The sequence below is a fragment of the Streptomyces sp. NPDC017225 genome (assembly GCF_044331465.1).
Lineage (GTDB): Bacteria > Actinomycetota > Actinomycetes > Streptomycetales > Streptomycetaceae > Streptomyces.
Genome location: NZ_JBIRNE010000031.1, coordinates 26063 through 47768 on the forward strand (window position 1 = coordinate 26063; position 21706 = coordinate 47768).

Annotated in this window: 19 protein-coding genes and 2 pseudogenes; 14 read left to right on the forward strand and 7 right to left on the reverse strand. The window is 71.8% G+C overall.

Features of this window, described 5'->3' with window-relative positions; all coding sequences use genetic code 11:
* The first annotated feature begins 229 nt into the window (after window positions 1-229).
* The 5 genes from ACH4NX_RS36075 (at window position 230) to ACH4NX_RS36095 (ending at window position 5426) form a co-directional block, all read left to right on the forward strand.
* Window positions 230-2095 carry an ABC transporter ATP-binding protein gene (locus ACH4NX_RS36075; RefSeq protein ID WP_351393061.1) on the forward strand — a complete coding sequence of 622 codons (1866 nt, stop codon included), beginning with the start codon at window positions 230-232 and terminating at the stop codon, window positions 2093-2095.
* Entirely contained in the window at window positions 2092-3873 is a 1782-nt protein-coding gene (locus tag ACH4NX_RS36080) for an ABC transporter ATP-binding protein (RefSeq protein WP_351393058.1), read from the forward strand. The genes ACH4NX_RS36075 and ACH4NX_RS36080 overlap by 4 nt, the downstream gene beginning before the upstream one ends.
* A 58-nt stretch (window positions 3874-3931) precedes the next feature.
* Window positions 3932-4105 (forward strand): hypothetical protein, encoded by a 174-nt coding sequence (locus ACH4NX_RS36085; RefSeq protein WP_398130145.1) that lies wholly within the window; start codon window positions 3932-3934, stop codon window positions 4103-4105.
* A 514-nt stretch (window positions 4106-4619) separates the two neighbouring features.
* Window positions 4620-5090: a DUF5709 domain-containing protein gene (locus ACH4NX_RS36090; RefSeq protein ID WP_351393055.1), complete on the forward strand. Its 471-nt coding sequence runs from the start codon at window positions 4620-4622 to the stop codon at window positions 5088-5090.
* A gap of 63 nt (window positions 5091-5153) precedes the next feature.
* A complete protein-coding gene (locus ACH4NX_RS36095; RefSeq protein ID WP_351393052.1) occupies window positions 5154-5426 on the forward strand; it encodes a type B 50S ribosomal protein L31 in 273 nt (90 codons plus the stop codon).
* A 23-nt stretch (window positions 5427-5449) separates the two neighbouring features.
* On the opposite strand, the gene ACH4NX_RS36100 is transcribed toward ACH4NX_RS36095, so the two are convergent.
* Window positions 5450-6244 (reverse strand): metal-dependent hydrolase, encoded by a 795-nt coding sequence (locus ACH4NX_RS36100; RefSeq protein WP_351393050.1) that lies wholly within the window; start codon window positions 6242-6244, stop codon window positions 5450-5452.
* 145 nt (window positions 6245-6389) lie between these two features.
* On the opposite strand from ACH4NX_RS36100, the gene ACH4NX_RS36105 reads away from it, so the two are divergent.
* Both ACH4NX_RS36105 and ACH4NX_RS36110 read left to right on the forward strand, forming a co-directional pair.
* Entirely contained in the window at window positions 6390-8903 is a 2514-nt protein-coding gene (locus tag ACH4NX_RS36105) for a DUF3516 domain-containing protein (RefSeq protein ID WP_351393047.1), read from the forward strand.
* Window positions 8904-8922: 19 nt separating this feature from the next.
* The gene (locus tag ACH4NX_RS36110) at window positions 8923-9789 is read left to right on the forward strand and encodes an acyl-CoA thioesterase II (RefSeq protein WP_351393044.1); all 867 of its coding nucleotides are present in this window, start codon (window positions 8923-8925) and stop codon (window positions 9787-9789) included.
* A gap of 1 nt (window position 9790) precedes the next feature.
* Here ACH4NX_RS36110 and ACH4NX_RS36115 read toward each other — a convergent pair whose 3' ends face one another.
* Together ACH4NX_RS36115 and ACH4NX_RS36120 are read right to left on the reverse strand one after the other, a co-directional pair.
* Window positions 9791-10741, reverse strand: a complete 951-nt coding sequence (locus tag ACH4NX_RS36115; RefSeq protein WP_398130146.1) for a DUF6397 family protein — start codon at window positions 10739-10741, stop codon at window positions 9791-9793.
* Window positions 10742-10878: 137 nt separating this feature from the next.
* Window positions 10879-11292, reverse strand: a complete 414-nt coding sequence (locus tag ACH4NX_RS36120; RefSeq protein WP_279563170.1) for a roadblock/LC7 domain-containing protein — start codon at window positions 11290-11292, stop codon at window positions 10879-10881.
* A gap of 128 nt (window positions 11293-11420) precedes the next feature.
* On the opposite strand from ACH4NX_RS36120, the gene ACH4NX_RS36125 reads away from it, so the two are divergent.
* Entirely contained in the window at window positions 11421-11849 is a 429-nt protein-coding gene (locus ACH4NX_RS36125) for a PPOX class F420-dependent oxidoreductase (RefSeq protein ID WP_351393037.1), read from the forward strand.
* Window positions 11850-11880: 31 nt separating this feature from the next.
* Here ACH4NX_RS36125 and ACH4NX_RS36130 read toward each other — a convergent pair.
* Window positions 11881-12505, reverse strand: a pseudogene (locus ACH4NX_RS36130) (GTP-binding protein).
* Window positions 12506-12570: 65 nt separating this feature from the next.
* Entirely contained in the window at window positions 12571-13008 is a 438-nt protein-coding gene (locus ACH4NX_RS36135; protein ID WP_398130147.1) for a DUF742 domain-containing protein, read from the reverse strand.
* A gap of 137 nt (window positions 13009-13145) precedes the next feature.
* Between ACH4NX_RS36135 and ACH4NX_RS36140 the strand changes: the two genes are divergently transcribed.
* A complete protein-coding gene (locus ACH4NX_RS36140; RefSeq protein ID WP_398130148.1) occupies window positions 13146-13745 on the forward strand; it encodes a class I SAM-dependent methyltransferase in 600 nt (199 codons plus the stop codon).
* Window positions 13746-14050: 305 nt separating this feature from the next.
* Here the strand turns inward: ACH4NX_RS36140 and ACH4NX_RS36145 are convergent, their stop codons facing one another.
* Window positions 14051-14947, reverse strand: a complete 897-nt coding sequence (locus ACH4NX_RS36145; protein WP_351393028.1) for an oxygenase MpaB family protein — start codon at window positions 14945-14947, stop codon at window positions 14051-14053.
* A 97-nt stretch (window positions 14948-15044) separates the two neighbouring features.
* On the opposite strand from ACH4NX_RS36145, the gene ACH4NX_RS36150 reads away from it, so the two are divergent.
* The 3 genes and pseudogenes from ACH4NX_RS36150 to ACH4NX_RS36160 all read left to right on the forward strand — a co-directional run.
* The gene (locus ACH4NX_RS36150) at window positions 15045-15341 is read left to right on the forward strand and encodes a hypothetical protein (RefSeq protein ID WP_351393025.1); all 297 of its coding nucleotides are present in this window, start codon (window positions 15045-15047) and stop codon (window positions 15339-15341) included.
* Between the two features lie 139 nt (window positions 15342-15480).
* On the forward strand, window positions 15481-16446 hold the full coding sequence (locus ACH4NX_RS36155; RefSeq protein WP_351393021.1) for a hypothetical protein: 966 nt from the start codon (window positions 15481-15483) through the stop codon (window positions 16444-16446).
* 51 nt (window positions 16447-16497) lie between these two features.
* Window positions 16498-16966, forward strand: a pseudogene (locus ACH4NX_RS36160) (tannase/feruloyl esterase family alpha/beta hydrolase); the annotation flags it as partial.
* 3 nt (window positions 16967-16969) lie between these two features.
* On the opposite strand, the gene ACH4NX_RS36165 reads toward ACH4NX_RS36160, so the two are convergent.
* Window positions 16970-17152, reverse strand: coding sequence for a hypothetical protein (locus ACH4NX_RS36165; protein WP_351393018.1), 183 nt, complete (start codon window positions 17150-17152; stop codon window positions 16970-16972).
* A 263-nt stretch (window positions 17153-17415) separates the two neighbouring features.
* Here ACH4NX_RS36165 and ACH4NX_RS36170 point away from each other — a divergent pair, with 263 nt between their 5' ends.
* Together ACH4NX_RS36170 and ACH4NX_RS36175 are read left to right on the forward strand one after the other, a co-directional pair.
* The gene (locus ACH4NX_RS36170; RefSeq protein ID WP_398130155.1) at window positions 17416-20283 is read left to right on the forward strand and encodes an SNF2-related protein; all 2868 of its coding nucleotides are present in this window, start codon (window positions 17416-17418) and stop codon (window positions 20281-20283) included.
* Window positions 20280-21548 carry an SWF or SNF family helicase gene (locus ACH4NX_RS36175; RefSeq protein WP_351393015.1) on the forward strand — a complete coding sequence of 423 codons (1269 nt, stop codon included), beginning with the start codon at window positions 20280-20282 and terminating at the stop codon, window positions 21546-21548. The genes ACH4NX_RS36170 and ACH4NX_RS36175 overlap by 4 nt, the downstream gene beginning before the upstream one ends.
* Window positions 21549-21706: the final 158 nt, after the last annotated feature.

Consider the following 21706-nt stretch of genomic DNA (forward strand, 5'->3'; position numbering starts at 1 on the left):
AGCGCCACCGTCGCGACCGCCGTACGCCGCGCACCACTGCTCCGCATCGGTCCATGGTCGCACTCGTGCCGCACCGGCGCGGGAGGCGTGCGACGGACGGCAGCCGGATTCGTACCTCATAGCGGAAAACCGCTTGATTTTGGGCACGTCGTGACGCGAACCTTTCACGGTTTGCAGCCCCTTGATGCCGTCGCGAACGGCACCCCCTGACACGAGCCACTGGGACGCCATGCAGATCCGAGACCTTCCGTTTCCCGACCCGGGCGTGCCGGACGCACGTTCGGGACCCCGATTCCTGTGGTGGCTGTTCCGGAACCAGCTGGGAGGCCAGCTCAAGTCGCTGGCCTGGGGCCTGCTGCACTTCGCCTCCGTCTCCGCCCTGCCCTTCTGCGTCGGTCTCGCCATCCAGGCCGTCGTCGACCGTTCCGGCACCCGGCTCGCCCTCGCGGGCGGAATCATGGTGCTGTGCTGCGCCGGAAACGCGCTCGGCGACACCTTCCTGCACCGCACCGCCGTCACCAACTGGATCACCGCAGCGGCCCGCGTCCAGCAACTCCTGGCCCGCAAGACCGCGTTGCTGGGCTCGGCACTGACCCGCCGCGTGGCGGCCGGCGAGGTCGTGGCCGTCTCCACCGGCGACGTCGAGAAGATCGGCTGGTTCGTGGAGGCCGTCTCCCGCTTCACCGCGGCCGCTCTGACCATCGTGCTGGTCTGCGTGGCCCTGGTCGTCTACGAGCCGGAGCTCGGCGTCGTCGTGATCCTGGGCCTGCCGGTGCTGGCCCTCGCCGTACTGCCCCTCCTCCCCCGGGCCACCCAGCGGGCCGACGTCCAGCGCGAAAAGGCCGGCCGCGCCACCGAACTCGCCTCGGACACCGTCGCGGGGCTGCGCGTGCTCCGCGGCATCGGCGGCGAGGAACTCTTCCTCGACCGTTACCGCAGCGCCTCCCAGGAGGTACGCCACGCGGCCGTGCGCAGCGCGCGGATGTGGTCCCTGATCTCCGCGATCCAGGTGCTGCTGCCGGGGCTCCTGCTGGTCGCGGTGGTCTGGCACGGCGTCCACCTGGCCCGCGAGGGCCGCATCGGCGTCGGCGAGCTCGTCACCGTCTACAGCTCCGTCATGATCCTCACCTACCCACTGCGGCACTTCGAGGAGATCGCCATGGCGTACTCCTTCTCCCGGCCCTCGGCCAAACGCGCCGCACGGGTGCTGGCGCTGGAACGGGCCACGGACACCGCGGGATCACGCCCTGCCGAGGCGCCGGCCGGGGACCTGTACGACCCGACCACCGGTCTGCTCGCGCCGGAGGGCAGGCTCACCGCCGTGGTGTGCGGCGACCCGGACGCGGCCGGGCGCCTGGCGGAACGGCTCGGCGGGCACCCGTCCGAGGAGGGCACGTCCGCTCTGCTGGGCGGCGTACCGCTGGACGAGCTGCCTCTGAAGTCCGCGCGCACCGCCGTCCTGGTCCAGGACAAGGACCCGGTACTGCTCTCCGGCACGCTGCGCGAGCTGCTCGACGTACCCGCGTCCGGCGCCGTCGGAGCCGAGGACGCGCTGGCCGCCGCCCAGTGCGCGGACGTACTGGCGGCCCTCACGCAGGGGTCGCTCGGCGCCGACGACCCGATGGACGCCCGGATCACCGAGCGGGGCCGCTCGCTGTCGGGCGGCCAGCGCCAGCGGCTCGCGCTGGCCCGGTCCCTGATCACCGATCCGGAGGCGCTCGTCCTGGACGAACCGACCTCCGCCGTCGACTCGCACACCGAGGCGCGGATCGCGGAGGGCGTGCGGTCACTGCGGGCGGGACGCACCACCGTGGTCTTCACCTCGTCGCCACTGCTGCTGGACCGCGCGGACCGCATCGTCTTCCTGCACGACGGCGAGGTCGCCGCGGTCGGCGCCCACCGGGACCTGCTGCACACCGAGCCCCGGTACCGGGCGGTGGTGACCCGCGAGACCGACGACGAGACCGCGGCACACCAGGACGGAAACACGGCCGGGAACGAGGCGACGAAGACCCTGGGCCCTGCCCTGGACGACGATGTCCTCGGCGACGACGACGTACTGCACCGACTGGAAGAGATCGAGGAGACGGCATGATCGGCGTCGCGCCACCGTCCTACGACCCGGCGGCCCCGACGACGGCGAGCACCCTGCCCGTCGGCGCGCCCGCGACCGTACGCGCGTACGCGGGAGAACTGCTGCGCCGGCACCGCCGCGCGTTCCTCTTCCTCGTCGCCGTCAACACCGTCGCCGTGATCGCCTCCATGGCGGGCCCCTACCTGCTGGGCGGGCTCGTGGAACGGGTGTCGGACGACACCCGCGAGCTGCGCCTGGGTCTCACTGTCACGCTGTTCGTACTCGCGCTCGTCGTCCAGGCGGTGTTCGTACGGGAGGTGCGGCTGCGTGGGGCCATGCTCGGCGAGCGGATGCTGGCGGATCTGCGCGAGGACTTCCTCGTGCGGTCGGTCGGGCTGCCGCCCGGCGTGCTGGAGCGGGCCGGCACGGGTGATCTGCTCTCCCGGATCACGACGGACATCGACCGGCTCGCCAACGCCATGCGCGAGGCCGTGCCCCAGCTGGCGATCGGCGTGGTGTGGGTGGTGCTCCTGCTCGGCGGGCTGGTGATCACGGCCCCGCCGCTGGCGCCGGCGGTGCTGCTCGCGGTGCCACTGCTGGTGATCGGCTGCCGCTGGTACTTCCGGCGGGCGCCCTCCGCCTACCGCTCGGAGGCCGCCGGGTACGCCGCCGTGGCCGCCGCGCTCGCCGAGACCGTGGACGCCGGGCGCACCGTCGAGTCGCACCGCCTGGACGCCCGTCGTATCGAGCTGTCGGACCGCCGGGTCAGGGAGTGGACGGCCTGGGAGCGTTACACCCTCTGGCTGCGGTCGGTGCTCTTCCCGGTCATCAACGTCACCCATGTGACCGTGCTCGCCTCCGTCCTGCTGATCGGTGGTGTGTTCGTCCTGCAGGGCTGGATCGGGGTCGGCCAGCTGACCACGGCGGCACTGATGGCGCAAATGCTCGTCGACCCGGTGGGCATCATCCTTCGCTGGTACGACGAACTGCAGGTGGCGCAGGTGTCCCTGGCCCGGCTGGTGGGCGTGCGGGACATCGAGCCGGACGCGGGTGACCCGGCGCTGACCCCCGACGGACGGCTCGTGCACGCCGACCGCGTGCACTTCGGCTACCTCGAGGGCGTGGACGTCCTGCGCAAGGTGTCGCTGGAGGTCGCCCCCGGCACAAGGCTCGCCCTGGTCGGTCCCTCGGGCGCCGGAAAGTCCACGCTGGGCAGGCTGCTGGCGGGCATCTACGGCCCTCGTGAGGGCCGGATCACCCTGGGTGGCGCGGAGCTTTCCCGGATGTCCGCCGAACGGGTCCGCTCGCACGTCGCCCTCGTCAACCAGGAGCACCACGTCTTCGTGGGCTCGCTGCGCGACAACCTCCGCCTGGCCCGGACCGGCGCGACCGACGCCGAGCTGTGGGCGGCGCTCGGCGCGGTCGACGCGGACGACTGGTCCCGCGGGCTCGACGAGGGCCTCGACACCGAGGTCGGCTCGGGCGGCTTCTCGCTCACCCCGGCGCAGGCCCAGCAGATCGCGTTGGCCCGCCTGGTCCTGGCCGACCCGCACACCCTGGTGCTGGACGAGGCGACATCCCTGCTCGACCCCAGGGCCGCACGCCACCTCGAACGGTCCCTGGCCAGGGTGCTGGAAGGCCGCACGGTCGTCGCGATCGCCCACCGTCTGCACACCGCCCACGACGCGGACGTCATCGCCGTGGTCGAGAACGGCCGGATCAGCGAACTGGGCAGCCACGACGAGCTCGTCGCGGCGGACGGCGCGTACGCGGCGCTGTGGCGGTCGTGGCACGGGTGAGCGTGCCCCTACTCGGCGGTTGCCCGGGCGTGCCACGCCCCGCCCGGGCGCCCGGGCCGTGGCCAGCGCCAGCATCGGCATCGGCGTCGGCATCGGCATCGGCATCGGCATCGGCAGCGGCATCGGCATCGGCAGCGGCATCGGCAGCGGCATCGGCATCGGAGGGATGCGGTCGGCGCGGAGCCGGACACGGTGGGGGCTGTTGCGGTCCGTGCCGGGCCGGGCACGGTAGGGAAACTCGGGGCTGTGTCGGAGTCGACCGGTGTTCCGCCGGAGTCGACCGGTGGGTGGGTGGCCGGGTGTGGTCGTACCTGAGGGGAGGAGCCCGACGCTCCCGCTGACTCCGCCCGTGCCCCCTCGGAGCGGACCAACGCACCAGTGGTCCTCTCCCCCGCCCGATCGGAGCAGGCCGGTGCTCGAACGGCCCGCCCAGTGTCCGCTCAGTGCTCGGCATGGACTGGGTGGTGCTCGGCAGGAGCAGACCGGTACTCGACGGGCTTCCAACCCCTGGTCGGCCGGAGCGGGCGCCCGGCGGGCCCGCCGGGCCGGGGGGGGCGGGTGCCCCGGTCGACGGTCGTGCCGTTGCGCGGTCCCGAACGGGAGTGGAAGGCTGGGTAGAGGCACCGGCTCGGGGCAGGCCCTGGAACCGCGCGGTTCTGACGACGGTTGACGCCTGTGCCCCGTGCAGCGGCGGCCCGCCGCGGTCCACGGAGAGAAGGGGCCGTCCCCACCCCCTGGAGGTACCCGTGATCAGCGCCGACGGATGGGGAGATGACGTCTACCAGCCCGACGGATCCGAGCAGAGGGAGGACACCGGGCTGCTCGACGGTGAGGACACCCTTGAGTACGACGGTGTCGACGATCCCCTCGACCGGGGCTGGTCCCCGCCCGAGCGGCCCTGGGCGGTGGAGCACACCGGGGTGACGGCCGCCGAACGCCACCGGGGCGAGACGCTGGAGCAGCGGCTCTCCGAGGAGCGGCCGGACCTGCTCGCACCCGGCGGCGACGGACTGGGCGACTCCGACGGCACCGACGGCGAGCTGCTGGACAACGAGGTCGGCGCCGGCCGCTCCGGCCGGCTCGTGGCACCCGACGAGGGAGCGCACGAGGACGAGGAGCCGGCACTGGTCGCCGTGGACGTGGGCATCGACGGGGCGGCCGCCTCCGCCGAGGAGGCCGCGATGCACATCGTCGACGAGGACTCCCTGCCCGGCTAGCACCGCCCGCGGCGGCGTTCTCGCGCCGTCGCCCCGATGATCCGCGCCACCCGAGGAGCAGCCATGCAGCAGGACAAGCACCCCGAGTACCGGCCCGTCGTCTTCCGTGACCGCAGCGCCGGGTACGCCTTCCTCACCCGGTCCACCGCGACCAGCGACCGGACCATCGCATGGGACGACGGCGAAACCTACCCGGTGGTGGACGTGGAGATCTCCTCCGAGAGTCACCCCTTCTACACGGGCAAGGCGCGCACAGTGGACTCGGAGGGGCGGGTCGCCCGCTTCGAGCGGCGCTACGGCGCAGGCGAGGAGCAGGGCTCCGGCGGGACCGGCTGACCGGACCGGATCCCTCTCATCCCTCAGATGAAGTTGAGCGCCGCCGCACCGCCCACTCCCCCGAGCAGCATGAACGCCGGCATCAGCACCTTCAGCTCCACCCAGCTGCCCGCCCGGAAGCGCATCGCCTTCGGCGGGCCTATGGGGTACCAGCGCTTGCGGCCCACCGGTATCGGCCAGAGCACGGGGCAGCCCGAAACGGTCAGCGCGTCCCCGATGTCGTGCACCAGCGCCCCGAGCACGATCGGCAGCCCCAGCCACAGGTACTCCTGGCCCGGAGCGGTGAACAGCCAGTCCGCACCGCCGTCCGGTTTGTCCAGTATCCCGGCGAGGATCCAGGCGCTGGTCGCGGCCAGCAGCCAGACCAGCACGTCGCTGCTGGAGCCGCGGGTCGCCCGCCAGAGCAGCCCCTCGATGGCCAGTACCATGTGCACGAAGAGGATCGCCAGGACCGCCCAGCGGCCGCCCGTGATGGCCAGGACCGAAGTCCCCCCGCCGATGAGGACCGCCCACAGCCAGGTGTGCGTCAGCGTGCGGTGTCCACCGGAACGGCGCGGGTCGCCCTGTTTCTTCGTGGCCTTGTAGACGGCGTACGACAGCTTGTCGACGATCTCGCACAACCCCCGTGAGACCGGTCCGAAGGCCCGGGAGATGGTGGCCGCCTTGTGGTCGAGGTCCGGGGCGAGCGCCGCTCCGGCGCAGATCAGAGCTCCGGCGAGCAGCACCGGCCAGGGCATCGAGTGCCCCCCGGCAGCGGTCGCCGCCCCGACGCCGAGCCACGCCGCGGCGCCCGACAGTGAGTGCGCTGGTCCCATCATCGCCGTTGCCCGCCCCATTCCTCTTGTGCCACTGTGCAGTTGTCCGGGTCCACTGATGCCTCGTGAGCGACCCAGCGTAGCGTTCGTGATCTTCACGCGGACAGCCGATTCCCCCATCAGGACCCGGGGCAGGCAAGATGGGGGCGTGACCCTCATCGACCAGCTGCCGCGGACCGCCGACCCCGATGCCCTGTACGAAGCCTTCGAGGCGTGGGCCCAGGAGCGCGGTCTCACGCTCTACCCCCACCAGGAGGAGGCGCTGATCGAGGCGGTCTCCGGTGCGAACGTGATCGTGTCGACGCCCACGGGCTCCGGCAAGAGCATGATCGCGGCGGGCGCCCACTTCGCCGCGCTGGCCCGGGACGAGGTCACCTTCTACACTGCCCCGATCAAGGCGCTGGTGTCGGAGAAGTTCTTCGAGCTGTGCAAGATCTTCGGCACCGAGAACGTCGGCATGCTGACCGGTGACGCCTCCGTGAACTCCGACGCACCTGTCATCTGCTGCACCGCCGAGGTCCTGGCGTCGATCGCGCTGCGGGACGGCAAGCACGCGGACATCGGCCAGGTCGTCATGGACGAGTTCCACTTCTACGCGGAGCCGGACCGCGGCTGGGCTTGGCAGATTCCCCTGCTGGAACTGCCGCAGGCCCAGTTCGTCCTGATGTCGGCCACGCTCGGTGACGTCTCCTTCTTCGAGAAAGACCTCGCGCGCCGCACCGACCGTCCCACCGCGGTGGTCCGCTCGGCAACCCGGCCCGTGCCGCTCTCCTACGAGTACCGCTACACGCCGCTCACCGAGACACTCACCGACCTGCTCGCGGCCCGGCAGGCTCCTGTCTACATCGTGCACTTCACGCAGGCGCAGGCCGTGGAGCGGGCACAGGCGCTGATGAGCATCAACATGTGCACGCGTGAGGAGAAGGAGCGGATCGCCGAGTTGATCGGCAACTTCCGCTTCACCACGAAGTTCGGCCGCAACCTCTCCCGTTACGTCCGGCACGGCATCGGTGTCCACCACGCCGGCATGCTGCCCAAGTACCGGCGGCTGGTGGAGAAGCTCGCGCAGGCCGGCCTGCTGAAGGTGATCTGCGGAACGGACACGCTCGGCGTGGGCGTGAACGTCCCCATCCGCACCGTGCTGTTCACGGCGCTGAGCAAGTACGACGGCACCCGGGTGCGCACGCTGCGAGCCAGGGAGTTCCACCAGATCGCCGGCCGGGCCGGGCGCGCGGGATTCGACACGGAGGGCTTCGTCGTCGCCCAGGCACCCGAGCACGTCGTCGAGAACGAGAAGGCGCTCGCCAAGGCCGGTGACGACCCGAAGAAGCGACGGAAGGTCGTCCGCAAGAAGGCCCCCGAAGGCTTCGTGGCCTGGTCGGAGAGCTCGTTCGAGAAGCTCATCACCTCCGAACCGGAGCCGCTGACGTCCCGATTCCGGGTCACGCACACCATGCTGTTGTCGGTGATCGCCCGGCCGGGTGATGCCTTCGCGGCGATGCGGCACCTGCTGGAGGACAACCACGAGCCGCGCAAGCAGCAGCTCAGGCACATTCGTCGGGCGATCGCCATCTACCGCTCGCTGCTGGACGGCGGCATCGTCGAGAAGCTCGACGAGCCGGACGCCGAGGGGCGTGTCGTCCGGCTCACGGTGGACCTGCAGCACGACTTCGCGCTGAACCAGCCGCTCTCCACGTTCGCCCTGGCCGCCTTCGAGCTGCTGGACCCCGAGTCGCCGTCGTACGCGCTGGACATGGTGTCCGTCGTGGAGTCCACGCTGGACGACCCACGACAGATCCTCGCCGCCCAGCAGAACAAGGCGCGCGGTGAGGCCGTGGCCGCGATGAAGGCGGACGGTGTCGAGTACGAGGAGCGCATGGAGCGCCTCCAGGACATCACGTACCCGAAGCCTCTGGATGAACTGCTCTTCCACGCCTACGACACCTACCGCAGGAGCCACCCCTGGGTCGGTGACCACCCGCTGTCGCCGAAGTCCGTCATCCGGGACATGTACGAGCGGGCACTGACCTTCACGGAGCTGGTGTCCCACTACGAACTGGCCCGCACCGAGGGCATCGTGCTGCGCTACCTCGCCAGTGCCTACAAGGCCCTCGACCACACGGTCCCGGACGACCTGAAGTCCGACGACCTGCAGGACCTGATCGAGTGGCTCGGCGAGATGGTGCGTCAGGTCGACTCCAGTCTGCTGGACGAGTGGGAGCAGCTCGCCAACCCGGAGGAGATGACCGCCGAGGAGGCGCAGGAGAAGGCCGACCAGGTACGGCCGGTCACCGCCAACGCGCGCGCCTTCCGTGTCCTCGTCCGCAACGCCATGTTCCGCCGCGTCGAGTTGGCCGCCCTCGACCAGGTCGAGGCACTGGGCGAGATGGACTCCGACGCCGGCTGGGACGCCGACGCGTGGGGCGAGGCCATGGACAAGTACTGGGACGAGTACGACGACCTCGGCACCGGTCCGGACGCCCGCGGGCCCAAGCTCCTGGTACTCCAGGAGGAGCCGCAGAACGGCCTGTGGCGCGTACGACAGATCTTCGACGACCCGAACGACGACCACGACTGGGGCATCAGCGCGGAGGTCGACCTCACGGCCTCCGACGCGGAGGGCCGGGCGGTCGTCCGCGTCACCGATGTCGGTCAGCTGTGAACACAGGAGAATCCCACCGATGACGAATCCGGCCGAGAGCCTCGTCGCCCTGCTCGACCTGGAGCGGATCGAGGTCAACATCTTCCGTGGCCGCAGCCCCGAGGAGTCACTGCAGCGGGTCTTCGGCGGCCAGGTGGCCGGCCAGGCGCTGGTCGCCGCGGGCCGCACCACGGACGGCGACCGCCCCGTGCACTCGCTGCACGCGTACTTCCTGCGCCCGGGACGCCCGGGCGTCCCGATCGTGTACCAGGTGGAACGGGTGAGGGACGGGCGGTCGTTCACGACCCGCCGGGTCACCGCGGTGCAGCAGGGCCGCACGATCTTCAATCTCACCGCCTCCTTCCACAAGCCTGAGCAAGGGAGTTTCGAGCATCAGCTGCCGCCGGCCCGGACAGTGCCGGATCCCGAGTCCCTGCCGACGGTCGCCGACGAGGTGCGGGAACATCTGGGCGCGCTGCCGGAGCAGTTCGAGCGGATGGCACGCCGCCAGCCCTTCGACATCCGCTATGTCGACCGGCTGCGCTGGAGCGCCGACGAGGTCGAGGGCGCCGAGCCCCGCAGCGCGGTGTGGATGCGTGCCGTCGGGCCGCTCGGGGACGACCCGCTCGTGCACACCTGCGCCCTGACCTACGCCAGCGACATGACGCTCCTGGACGCCGTGCGCATCCCGGTGGAACCTCTGTGGGGTCCGCGGGGCTTCGACATGGCGTCGCTGGACCATGCCATGTGGTTCCACCGGCCGTTCCGAGCGGACGAGTGGTTCCTGTACGACCAGGAGTCGCCGATCGCGACCGGTGGACGGGGGCTGGCCCGGGGCCGGATCTACGACGCGGAGGGGCGCCTGCTGGTGTCCGTCGTCCAGGAAGGGCTGTTCCGGGCCCTGTAGGTCACGAGCCTCTGCGCCAGATCCGGCCGAGCAGCCCGCGGAGCCGTCCGGTCTCCTCCGCCGCGTGCGGCGTGGGTTTCCGGTGGGGCGGGGGCGGCGGCACCGGGCGAAGGGCCGGGCGCGGCGCCGGACGGTGTCGCCTGGCGGCTTCCACCGCGGCCGCCAGGTCCGTGCGGAGCCAGTCGATCTCGTCCGGGTCGGTCGCCGTCATGACCTCCTCGGCGAGCCGCGTGGCCGGTGAGCCGGGCGTGCCGTGGGCAGGCCGCGCCGGGCGGAACCGGTTGAGGTGGGAGCGCTCGTAGGGATCCCTGACGACCTCCGAGACGTCGACCGGGGCGAGCAGTGACGCCATGGCCGCGGCCCGGGACCACGGGTCGTCGGCCTGGCGGAGCAGGAAACCCAGGTGCCGCCCCCGCCAGTTGCGGGGGCGCAGGTCCAGGCCCTCGGTCAGCTGGTCCCGCAGCCCCTCGGGGGTCCGGCCCTTCAGCGGGGCGGAATTCCTCTCGTCGGCCGCGAACTGTCGTAGGTCGTCGGCCAGGTAGAGCCAGACGACGACGCGATAGCGGTTGACGTAGAACGTCATCGGCACCAGCAGCCCAAGCCGTGCGAGGCGGGTGAACCGGGCCCTGGTCACTTCCATGAGGGCCGCGCCCTCCGTGGCCCCGACGGCTCGGACGCTGTCCCGGAGGGCTTCGGGGAAGCCCTCCCCCGCCCGGATCCGCTCGATCTCGTCGCGGGCGACGCGCCGGCCGCCTCCTTTCTCGTCGGGCACGGTGCGGATGCGGCCGAGGCGTACGGCGAGGTCGAAGTCACGGCGCCTGAGGCCGAGCTCCCGCGCCGCACGGCTCGGCGCGAGCGAGGTGTCACGGATGGTGCCTCGAGTGGTGACGCGGGTGGTGCCGGTCTGCTCGGCAGTGGCCGTGATGTCGTGTGTGATGGTGTTGCCGGACATGCTCTTGACCCCCGTGGATTGTGCGGCCGGCGCAGTCCGCGCCCGCCTGACACAAGAACGTAGCCAGTGTCACGGCATCCGTGGCGAGCCTGTGGAAAACTCCGCGGCAGACCTCTCGGGAACGTTGAATGCCCAGGTCAGAGTTCTTCAGATGATATCCGGCCCGGTTGTCGCGCATCGACGTCGAGGTGTTCACCCACGCGGTTGACGAGCAGCGTCATCTCGTAGGCGATCTGCCCGATGTCGGTCTCCGCGCCGCTGAGCACGCACAGGCAGCTGCCCGAGCCGGCGGCGGTGACGAACAGCACGGCGTCGTCGAACTCGACCATCGTCTGCCGTACCTGACCAGCCCCGAAGTGGCGGCCCGAGCCCTTGGCGAGGCTGTGCAGTCCGGACGAGACGGCGGCGAGGTGTTCGGCGTCCTCGCGTCGCAGGCCTGTACTGGCTCCGGTGACAAGCCCGTCGTTGGACAGGACCAATGCGTGCCGGACGTGTTCGACACGCTCGGTCAGGTCGTCGAGCAGCCAGCCAAGTCCCTGGTTCTGCGCCATGATCCGTTCTCCCCGTGTTGTCCCGTGTGGTCTTGTGTGGTCTCGTGCGCATGGTCGCCCCCCTCTGCCCGGAGGATCTGTCCGCCAGCCTTCACCACGCCCGTGCTGCGGGCAAGGAGGATGGGGGCATGGCACAGAAGATGACCGACGAGGAATGGCGGGCGTTCGTCTCGGACGGCACCCGCACCGGGAAGCTGTCGACCGTTCGGGCGGACGGCAGCCCGCATGTGGCGCCGATCTGGTTCCTGCTGGACGGGGACGACGTGGTGTTCAACACCGGCAAGGACACCGTGAAGGGACGCAATCTGGTCCGTGACGGCCGGGTCGCGCTGTGCGTGGACGACGACCGGCCGCCCTTCGACTTCGTCGTGCTCCAGGGGCGCGCTCGGATCTCGGAGGACCTCGACGAACTCCGGCACTGGGCAGCCCGCGTCGGGGCCCGGTACATGGGAGAGGCACGCGCCGAGGAGTTCGGAGTCCGCAACGGCGTTCCGGGCGAGCTCCTCGTCCGTGTCACCGTGGACAAGGTCATGGCTCAGAAGGCCGTGGCGGACTGAGACCTGCCCGGCCCCATGCGGGCTGGTCCGCTCAGCGCAAGGAGTCGAGCAGCCGGGCGGTGCGCGCCCGCCCGGCGTACTCGACGAGCCGGATCAGCACCCCCTTTCCCCAGTCGCGGTCCCGGGCGTCGCACAGCACCACCTCCGGAGTCCCCTGGTCCAGGTCGAGAGCGCGCAGGACGTCCCGGGCGTCGTAGCGGCGCGCCCGTAGAGCAGTTGACGGCCACCACGAACGGGACGCGCCGGTGCTCGACGTAGTCCACCACCGGGAAGCAGTCCGGCAGGCGCCGGGTGTCCGCGAGCACGACGGCGCCGAGCGCGCCCTGCGCCAGTTCGTCCCAGAGGGGCCGGAAGCGGTCCTGGCCCGGGGTGCCGAAGGGGTACAGGGAGAGTCCGGACCGGATGGTGATGCGTCCGAAGTCCATGGCGACGGCGGTGGTGACCTTGCGGTCGATGCCGTCGGTGTCGTCCACCGGCCGACCGGCCTCGCGGAGCAGTTCCTCCTTGCGCGGAGGCCTGAGCTCGCTGACCGCGCCCACCAGGGTGGTCTTGCCCACGCCGAACCCTCCGGCGACCAGGATCTTCAACGCCGGCGCGGTCGTGTCGCCGTCCGTGACGCCCAGGCGAGGGGAGCGCTCGGCGCGCTCGCAGGCCATCGATCGCTTCTCTCGGTCCGGGTGGTCGCGAACGTCATCGCGGGTCAAGGCCCTTCGGGCCGCCTCTACAGTGCGCGCAGTCCGTCGATCACTTCACGCAGGACCCGTTCGTCGGGCAGCCGCGCGGGCGGTACGGGGCGGCTGACGATCACGGAGCCGAGTTCCACCAGGTCGCCGAGGAGCACCCTGACGACGCCCACGGGCAGGTCCGCGTCCGCGGCGAGTTCCGCGACCGACCGGGTCTTCTCTCCGTGCCGCTGCCCCGGAAGCCGAGCATGGCGACGAAGTGCTCGCCCGGATGCCCGTGCCGATCGCCGAGGCCAGGGTGAGCAGCCAGTTGCGGCGCGCGCCCGGTGGCGGCGAGGGCCCGGTGACGGCGAGGGCGCGCACGGTGCAGCGCGGTACGAGGGCCGCGCCGGTACAGGCCGTCGCGTACGACAGCACGGGGGCTCAGGCGGCCCAGGTCGGCGTGGTCCAGGTGTCGCATGGCCCCGGGACGCCAAACCCCTCGAAGACGCACGACGGGAACACTTTTCGAAGCGGTTGTTGTCTGACGCAGGAAGGCGCTGGAACGATCGCGTCACGTTCGAAGGCGTGCGCTGCGGCATCTCCTCCGCGCCATTGGGGGATCATGCGGAGCATGAGCAACGACCACACGCATGTCCAGGAGTTCTTCGGCGCCCGCGCCGCCGACTGGGACAGCCGGTTCCCCGACGACGGCCCCGCCTACGAGGCCGCGGTCGCCGAGCTCCGCCTGCGGGAGGGGGCTCACGTGCTCGACGCGGGCTGCGGCACCGGACGCGCCCTGCCCCCGTTGCGTGCGGCCGTGGGGCCGTCGGGCCTGGTTGTCGGGGCCGATCTGACCCCTGCCATGCTCCAGACCGCCGTACGAGCCGGGAGGGACCGTGACGGACGGTTGCTGCTGACCGACGTCACGGCGCTGCCACTGCGGTCACGGTCGCTCGACGCCGTGTTCGCGGCGGGCCTCGTCGCGCACCTGCCGGATCCCGCCGGGGGTCTGCGGGAGTTGGCTCGCGTCGTACGGCCCGGCGGCACGCTGGCACTGTTCCACCCCATCGGAAGGGCGGCGCTCGCGGCCCGGCAGGGACGGCGGATCACGCCGGACGACCTGCGTGCCGAGGCCAGGCTCAGGCCGTTGCTGGCCGGTTCCGGCTGGCGCATGACGTCGTACGTCGACGAGGACGCACGCTTCCTGGCCCTGGCCGTGCACGACGGCTGACCGCTCGCATCAGGGCCGACCACCCGCGCGGCGGCCGATCGTCCAGTCCCGGCCCGCGATCGCTGCCGCGAACGTGTCGAGACGGTCGAACATGACGTTCGGCCGAGCCTTCGGCACGGTTACCACGCGCACGCGCGCGGCCTCCGGTGGGCGAGGACGACGGCGACGGCGCCGCCCATGCTGTGCGCGATCACCGACGAGAATCGCTGGACGCCCTCTTCCGGCGTGGCGTGCTGACCGTCGCGCGAGCCACGTCCCGCGCCCATGTCCCAGGCCGGCTCAACCGGCTGCGGGGGACGATCCGTTCACTCGACGGCTGACGTGTCGATGTGGCGGATCGGACAGCCCTGTACGCCGGGGGTCGGGCGGGTGCCCAGTTCCGCCAGCCGGTAGCCGTTCGGATAGCCCTTGATCTCCCAGTTCTGCCGGGCGTGGTGCGGGGCGCTCCTCGGCGGCATCAGGCGGACCGCGCGCCCGCGCAGTCGCACCGCACGGCGCACGAGCGCGCGGGTGCCGGGACCCGGCGGGGTGTACCGGAAGGCTCGCAGGAGCGGCTCGTCGAGCAGGGCCAGGGTCCCGGTACGCAAGAGCGGGGCGAGGGGACTCGGATACCAGGAGGCCATGAGGCGGAGAGTGGCGTCGGAGACCCGGCGCGCCCCCTCGTCCCACGCGAAGTGGGCCTCCTCGTACGCGTCGAGGCAGGCTTCGAACTCCTCGTAGGTACCGGGGATGCCCCTGATGCCCATGTGCCGCCCCAGCGTGCGGTAGTGAACGGCGGACGCGATGGTCTCGTGGCGTGACAACCGGCGCCACCCGTAGGCGTCGATCCAGCGTTTGGGGGTCACGACGAACGTGCACAGGACGTACCGCATGTCGTCGTTGGAGATGTCGTAGCTGCGGTGCATCTGGTTGATCCGCCGGATGGCCGTGCGGCCCTGCTCGCTGCCGAATCCGTGCTCGACGACGGCGTCGAGCAGCAGCGCCGTGTCGTCGTACCGCTTCTGCGGCCGGCCTGTGAACTCCGCCGTCCCGGCCAGCAGCCGGCCGATGCTCGGTACGGCGTAGGTGCGGTAGAGCGCCAGCTCGAGGGCTCGGGCGAAGTCCCACGGGAACTCGTAGGCCGAGGCCAGTCGGTAGATCTCCGAAGCGTCCTCGTACGGATCCATCCGCCGGATCTGTGCCAGCCGCTCGAAACGCTTCATCGTGGCCATCCCCTTCTGCCGTCGAAGCTGCAACTCTACGTTGAGTAGCAGGAGATGCACGATCAGCCATGGTGATCGGCAGGGAGGGGTGGTCCGCTTGTTCGGCAGGATCCGCGAGGCCTGGGAAAGATCTCGCACCGCTCGGCGCACGGAGGGTAAGTCGGGAGGGGGGCAGCGCCCGCACAATCTGTTCGAGGCCGCCGCCGTGTACGTCTCCGCGTGCGCGGACGACGACCAGGAACGGATCGACGAGGCGGCGGCCTGGGTGTCGCCGGAGGCCCTGTCGTTCGGGGTGAACGAGCTGGCGTGCCGGGCTGTGATCGCGCTCGCCCGGGAACGCGGCGAGTCGCCGCAGGACGTGGCCCGTTCGCTCCTGGGACTGCCCGCGGCCTGACCCGCTCGTCCGGCCCGGGTGGTCGATTCGCCCCCGTCCAGCCGGAAAGCTGCAGCTCGGGTGCGTCTGGGAGTCGTGACAAGGACTTCCCGGTCGCACTAGGGTGCGCGCCATTGGACGAACCGACGGGGAGGCTGGGATGGCCGGGACGGACGAGAACGCCGTCGCCGCCGCGGACGACGCGCTCTATGTGCTGACGGCGGTGCTGCTGACACCGGCGAAGTTCCCGAGTGTGCTGGGCGACGACTACCCGGAGGCGTGCGCGGCGCTCGGTCTCCCGCCTCTGGCCGACGGCTACGGCCTGGTACTCGGTCAGGACGGTGACGGGGCCCGGTGGACCGTCGTCATCGACGACGTCTCGCTGGTCGCCGTCGCCGTGGCGTCCTGGGACTGCGGCATGGAGTACGACCTTTCACCGGACGAGCGTACGGTCGTGGCAGCGCTGCCCGGCTGGCCCCTCGCGGTCGCCGTGGCGGCCCCCGGCGTGCCCGCCCCGCACGATCCCGGCCCCGAGTCGGCCGACCGGCCCGCGCTGTCGCCGCCGGACACCACCGTCTGGGGGCCCGCGCAGCGACGCCTGGGAGCCGACGAGATCGCCCTGCAGTGGACGCAGTGGCGGGAGCAGATCGACGACGCGGACTTCCCGGTGACGGGCGGCGCCGGTCCGGCGAACGACGCGCCGGGAGGCGCACCGGACAGTGCCGTGGAGAGGGACGCGGGCACCGGCGAGGGTGCGGAGGTCGGCGCCACGGACGGGGCCGGTGCTGCGGAGGAGAGCGCCGACGCCAGTATTGAGCAAGCCGGTGCCGGTGCCAGTGCCAGTGCCGGGTCCACCGGACACGGCGGTGTCCGGAGGGTCCTCGCGGAGGCCCGCGCCTACGTCGACACGCCCCCGCCGCTCGGCCGGGTCCGGTCGTCGTTCGCGCCGGGGGAGGCGCGGACGCTGCGTGCCGACGGCCCCGGCTGGTCGCTCGTCGCCAGAACCGACGACATCGCCTTCATCCTGCTCGACGACGAACCCGGTGAGGTCCTGCCGGTGGGCCGGGGGCCGTCGCTGCCCGGACTTCTGGAGGCCCTCGACAAGATGGCCGTACGGCCGAGCTGACCCGGACGCACCGGGGCCGCTGCCGCTCGGAGACCCGGCCCATGGTCCCACTGCCCGGGACCGAACGCCGGGTCGACCCTGGAGGAGATCCTGGCGCCGTGCCGGTCCGACGCGGCGTGCGACTACGCGGAACGCCCCGCCTCCGTCGACCGTGCGGTGGCCCGGGTCGCACAGACCGGACACAGCGGCAAACCGCTGATCAGCCTGCACGGCGGTCCGGACTCGCTGCTGCCCAAGGCCACCGACTCCGATGTGTGCGCGCATGATCGACGCGAGGGGGCGAGGCGATCTGCGCCGCTACTACACGGTCCAGGGCGGGACACACGTCGACGGGCTGTACGACCTCCATCCCGACCGGCTCCGACCGATCCTGCCCTGCTGCCGGTCGGCGTTCGACGCGTTGACCGCATGGGTGGACCGGGACACCACTCCTCCCGCGGACCACACGATCGGCAGGCCCGCGGACGGCGATGTGGTCAACTCCTGTGCCCTGGCCGGGACCGCCGAGACGCGGTCTTGAGACTCAGCGGCCGATCTCCTTACGGCCGACGCGGCGCAGCCTGCGTCGCTGCGCGGGGTCCAGGGTGAGGTACGCGGCGGCCGGGACTCCCAGAACCATGAGCAGGGCAGCCCACCAGGGCAGCCAGATCAGCAGGACGAGTCCGGCCGCGACACCCCCTGCTGCGACCTTGGCGTTCTTCGACATGGTGTCGCCTCCTTCGCGGCCACTGCCGCTCTCTGTCCTGAAAACGGGCCCGGGCTCCCGACGGTTCCGTACCCCGACCCTGAGAGGTCCCTGAGGCCGTACCCTTACGCACCCCTGAGACCCCGTCGGCGACTCCCTTGGGAGAGAAGACCCCCCTCCTATGGACAGTGACCCACGCCACACCCAGGTCACACCCCGTAATTACGGGAATCCTGTACACTCGGCGACCGCGTCCCCAGCTAGTCAAATTTGAGGAATACGTCATCGCTGCGCAGACCACCCTCCCGGCGACACTCTCCGAGATCTCCGAACTCTCCCGCTGCTGTGCTGTTCTCATTCCCGGTGATCCCGCCCGCGCCGGCGGAGTCGCCTTCTGGCGGCCCGACGGCGAGGCCCCCGTGGCCGGCTCGTCGGGGCGCGTGGAAAACCTGACGGTCGTGCTGCCGGACGGTGACGGCGTGGGTCCGGTGCGCGTGCCGGCGGTGCTGCTGCCGGTGCGGGCGGCCCTGCCGGTTCTCACCCGCGCGCGCGTCCGCGCGGACGGCCACCGGGCGACCGTGTTCTGGGGTGCGGTCGCCCTCGAGGCGCTGCGTCTCGTGGCGCGCGGGCTGCTGCTGCCCGGCCTGTCCGCGGCCGACCACGACGCCTGGCGCACGGGCCCGCTGGGCACGGAGGAGACCGAACGGATCCGCCACCTCGCCGCCGTCATGCCGCCCGAGGCACACGCAGTACCCGTGAACGACGCCGAACCTCTGCGGCTGCCCGACCCGGAACGGCTGGTCCGCGCCTTCCTGGACGCCGTCGCCGACACGCTCCCCCGTTCCCCCGCCGCCGAGCTGGTGACGGCCGGACCCGCCTACGCATCGCGGGAGCCCAGGCGTACGCCAGAACTGCGCGAGTGGGCTGCCGACATCGCCGCGGGACACGACGCAGGCGTCCGGCTGTCACTGCGCGTCGAGGTGCGGGGCCTGTCGGGCGCGGCTTCGCAGGACACCCGGCCGGCGTTCCGGGCCGTTCTCCAGGTGCACGACGTGAGCGATCCCGCGCTCGTCGCGGACACCGCCGAGGTGTGGGCGGGCAACGTGGACGACGCGTTCGGCACTCGAGCGCGCATGGACGCCCTGCTCGCGCTCCGCCGTGCGGCACGGGCCTGGCCCGCGCTCACCCCCATGCTGTCGGCCGCTGTGCCGGACGCCGTCGAACTCTCCGACGAAGAGGTCACCGACCTCCTCGGCACAGGTTCCCGGGCGCTCGCCGGCGCGGGAGTCGACGTGCACTGGCCGAGGGAGCTGGCCCGTGACCTGACCGCCCGCGCCGAGGTCGGACCACCGGACGACGAGCCGTCACCACGCACGGCCTCGTCGGACACCGGCACCTCGTTCCTGTCCGCCGACGCGCTGCTCGCCTTCAACTGGTCGTTCGCACTGGGCGGGCAGCGGCTCACGCGCGAGGAGCTGGATCTGCTCGCCGAGGCAAACCGCCCCGTGGTGCGCCTGCGCGACCAGTGGGTGCTCGTCGACCCCGAGGAGGCCCACCGCGCCCGTAACCGGCAGGATCACAAGGTCACCCCGGTCGACGCGCTCGCCGCGGCCCTGACGGGCTCGACGGAGGTCGACGGGCGCCGCGTCGAAGTCCGGCCCACGGGCTGGCTGGCGTCCTTGCGGGAACGGCTGGCCGACCCCGAGGCCCAGGATGTCGTCGCGCAGCCGGCCGCCCTCGACGCCACGCTGCGCGACTACCAGCGCAGGGGGCTCAACTGGCTGGCCCGTATGACGTCGTTGGGCCTGGGCTGCTGTCTCGCCGACGACATGGGGCTGGGCAAGACCATCACACTGATCGCCCTGCATCTGCACCGCCAGGCCGACGAGTCCGCCGCCGGACCCACCCTGGTGGTCTGCCCGACCTCCCTCATGGGCAACTGGCAGCGCGAGATCGAGCGGTTCGCGCCCGGCACGCCCGTACGCCGCTTCCACGGCGCCCGGCGCGACCTGGCGGAGCTGGCAGACGGCGAGTTCGTGCTCACCACCTACGGGACCATGCGCCTGGACACGGGCCGGCTCTCCACCGTGCCGTGGGGCATGGTCGTGGCGGACGAGGCCCAGCACGTGAAGAACCCGTACTCGGAGACCGCACGGCAACTGCGCTCCATCAACGCACGCGCACGCGTGGCGCTCACCGGCACCCCGGTGGAGAACAACCTCTCCGAGCTCTGGGCCATCCTCGACTGGGCGACCCCGGGGCTGCTGGGCCGGCTCGGCACCTTCCGCAGGCACTACGCACAGGCCGTCGAGGGCGGCCAGGACCCGGCGGCGGCGGAACGGCTGGCACGGCTCGTACGCCCCTTCCTGCTGCGCCGCCGCAAGTCGGATCCCGGAATCGCACCGGAGCTGCCGCCGAAGACCGAGACCGACCACCCGGTGTCGCTGACCACCGAACAGACGGGGCTGTACGAGGCGGTGGTGCGCGAAGCGCTCGCGGAGATCGCCGGGACCGACAGCATGGCGCGACGCGGCATGATCGTGAAACTGCTGACGAACCTGAAGCAGATCTGCAACCATCCCGCGCAGTTCCTCAAGGAGGACCGGCCGAGGATCACGGGCCGCTCGGGGAAGCTGGAGCTGCTGGACGAACTGCTCGACACCATCCTCGCCGAACAGGCGAGTGTGCTGGTCTTCACCCAGTACGTGCAGATGGCGCGTCTCCTCGAACAGCACCTGACCGCCCGCGGCGTGGCCTCGCTGTTCCTGCACGGCGGCACGTCCGTCACGGCGCGGGAGTCCTTGGTCCGGCGGTTCCAGGAGGGTGAGGTCCCGGTCTTCCTGCTGTCGCTGAAGGCGGCGGGCACCGGCCTGAACCTCACGCGCGCGGAGCACGTCGTGCACTACGACCGCTGGTGGAATCCGGCGGTCGAGGCGCAGGCCACCGACCGCGCCTACCGCATCGGCCAGACCCGCCCCGTGCAGGTGCACCGGCTGGTCGCCGAGGGAACCGTCGAGGACCGCATCGCCGCCCTGCTGAACCGCAAGCGGGCACTGGCCGACGCGGTGCTCGGGACGGGTGAGGCCGCGCTCACGGAGCTGACGGACGCGGAACTGGCCGACCTGGTCGAGCTGCGAGGAGGTATGCGATGACCCGGTACGACGACGAAACGGAACGAACGTTCGCCGCGCTGCCGCCCGCACACGGGAGGGGCTTCGCGCAGACATGGTGGGGCCAGGCCTGGCTGAAGGCGCTGGAGGACGCCGCCATGGACGCGGCACAGGTGAAGGCGGGCCGTCGGCTCGCGCGCGCAGGAGCGGTCGGCGCGGTGTCGGTACGCCCGGGCCGCATCACCGCGGTCGTCCAGGACCGGGACCGCACGGCGTACCGGGCCGACGTCCTGCTGGAGAGGCTGTCCGACGCGCAGTGGGACCGTTTCGCCGACATGGCGATCGAGCGGTCCGGGCATGTCGCGGCGCTTCTGGACCGCGACATGCCGCCACACCTCGTGGAGGACGCCGCACATGCCGGCATCGACCTGCTGCCGGGCCTGGGCGACCTGGAGGCGGAGTGCGACTGCGGTGCCTGGGATCACTGCGGGCACACCGCGGCACTCTGTTATCAGGTGGCCAGGCTGCTGGACCAGGACCCCTTCGTGCTGCTCCTGATGCGAGGACGCGCGGAAAGCGCCGTACTGGACGCCCTCCAGACGCGCGGCGACGCGCCCGCGGAGGATGCCTCCTTCCGCACGGAGGGTGTGGACGCCGCGGAGGCGTATGCGGCGGGACACCTGCTGCCTCCGCTGCCCGGCCTGCCCGGTCTCCAGGAAGGGCCGGGCGCACCGCCGTCCCTGGACACGGAAGGCACGCCACCTCCCGGCGTCGACCCGGCCGCCTTGGCCTTCCTGGCCTCCCGGGCGGCGGCCGAGGCACACCGACTGCTCGCCGAGGCCCTACGGAGCGGACACGGTCGGCAGGCGGTGGGCACGGAACCGGCCGCCTCGTACGACGCGGTGCGCCTGGCCGCGGGCGATCCCGGGCCGGAGGTGCTGCACCGCCTGGGCGACGGCTCGGGGCGTACCCCGGAGGCACTGGCCGTCGCTGTACGCGCGTGGCGGCTCGGGGGCGTGGTCGCCCTGTCCGTACTCGAGGAGGAGTGGACGGTGGAGGGCGACACGCTCGCACGCGCGCGTGCGGCACTGGAATCGGCCTGGGACGAGGACGAACGGCCGTCACTGCGGGCGCGGAACAACCGGTGGACCGTCGTCGGCGCGCCGCACCAGCTCCGTCTGGACCCTGACGGCCGCTGGTGGCCCTACCGCAAGGAGAGCGACCGTTGGGCCCCCGTGGGCGGCGCCGCGCAGGACCCCGCGACGGCGCTGGCCACGGCGGTACTCGCGGCCGGGGACGAGTCCTGACGCCCCGGTCCCAGGCAGCGGCGGCCCTGTGCGTCGGGGACGGGAACCGGGCGAGGAGCACGCCGCGACGAGAGCGGACGCCGGGCCGTCCTGGCGTCCGTGACATGCGTGTCCGGGCGAAGCACGACCGGCCATGTCGCGAACGACGCCCGGGCGGC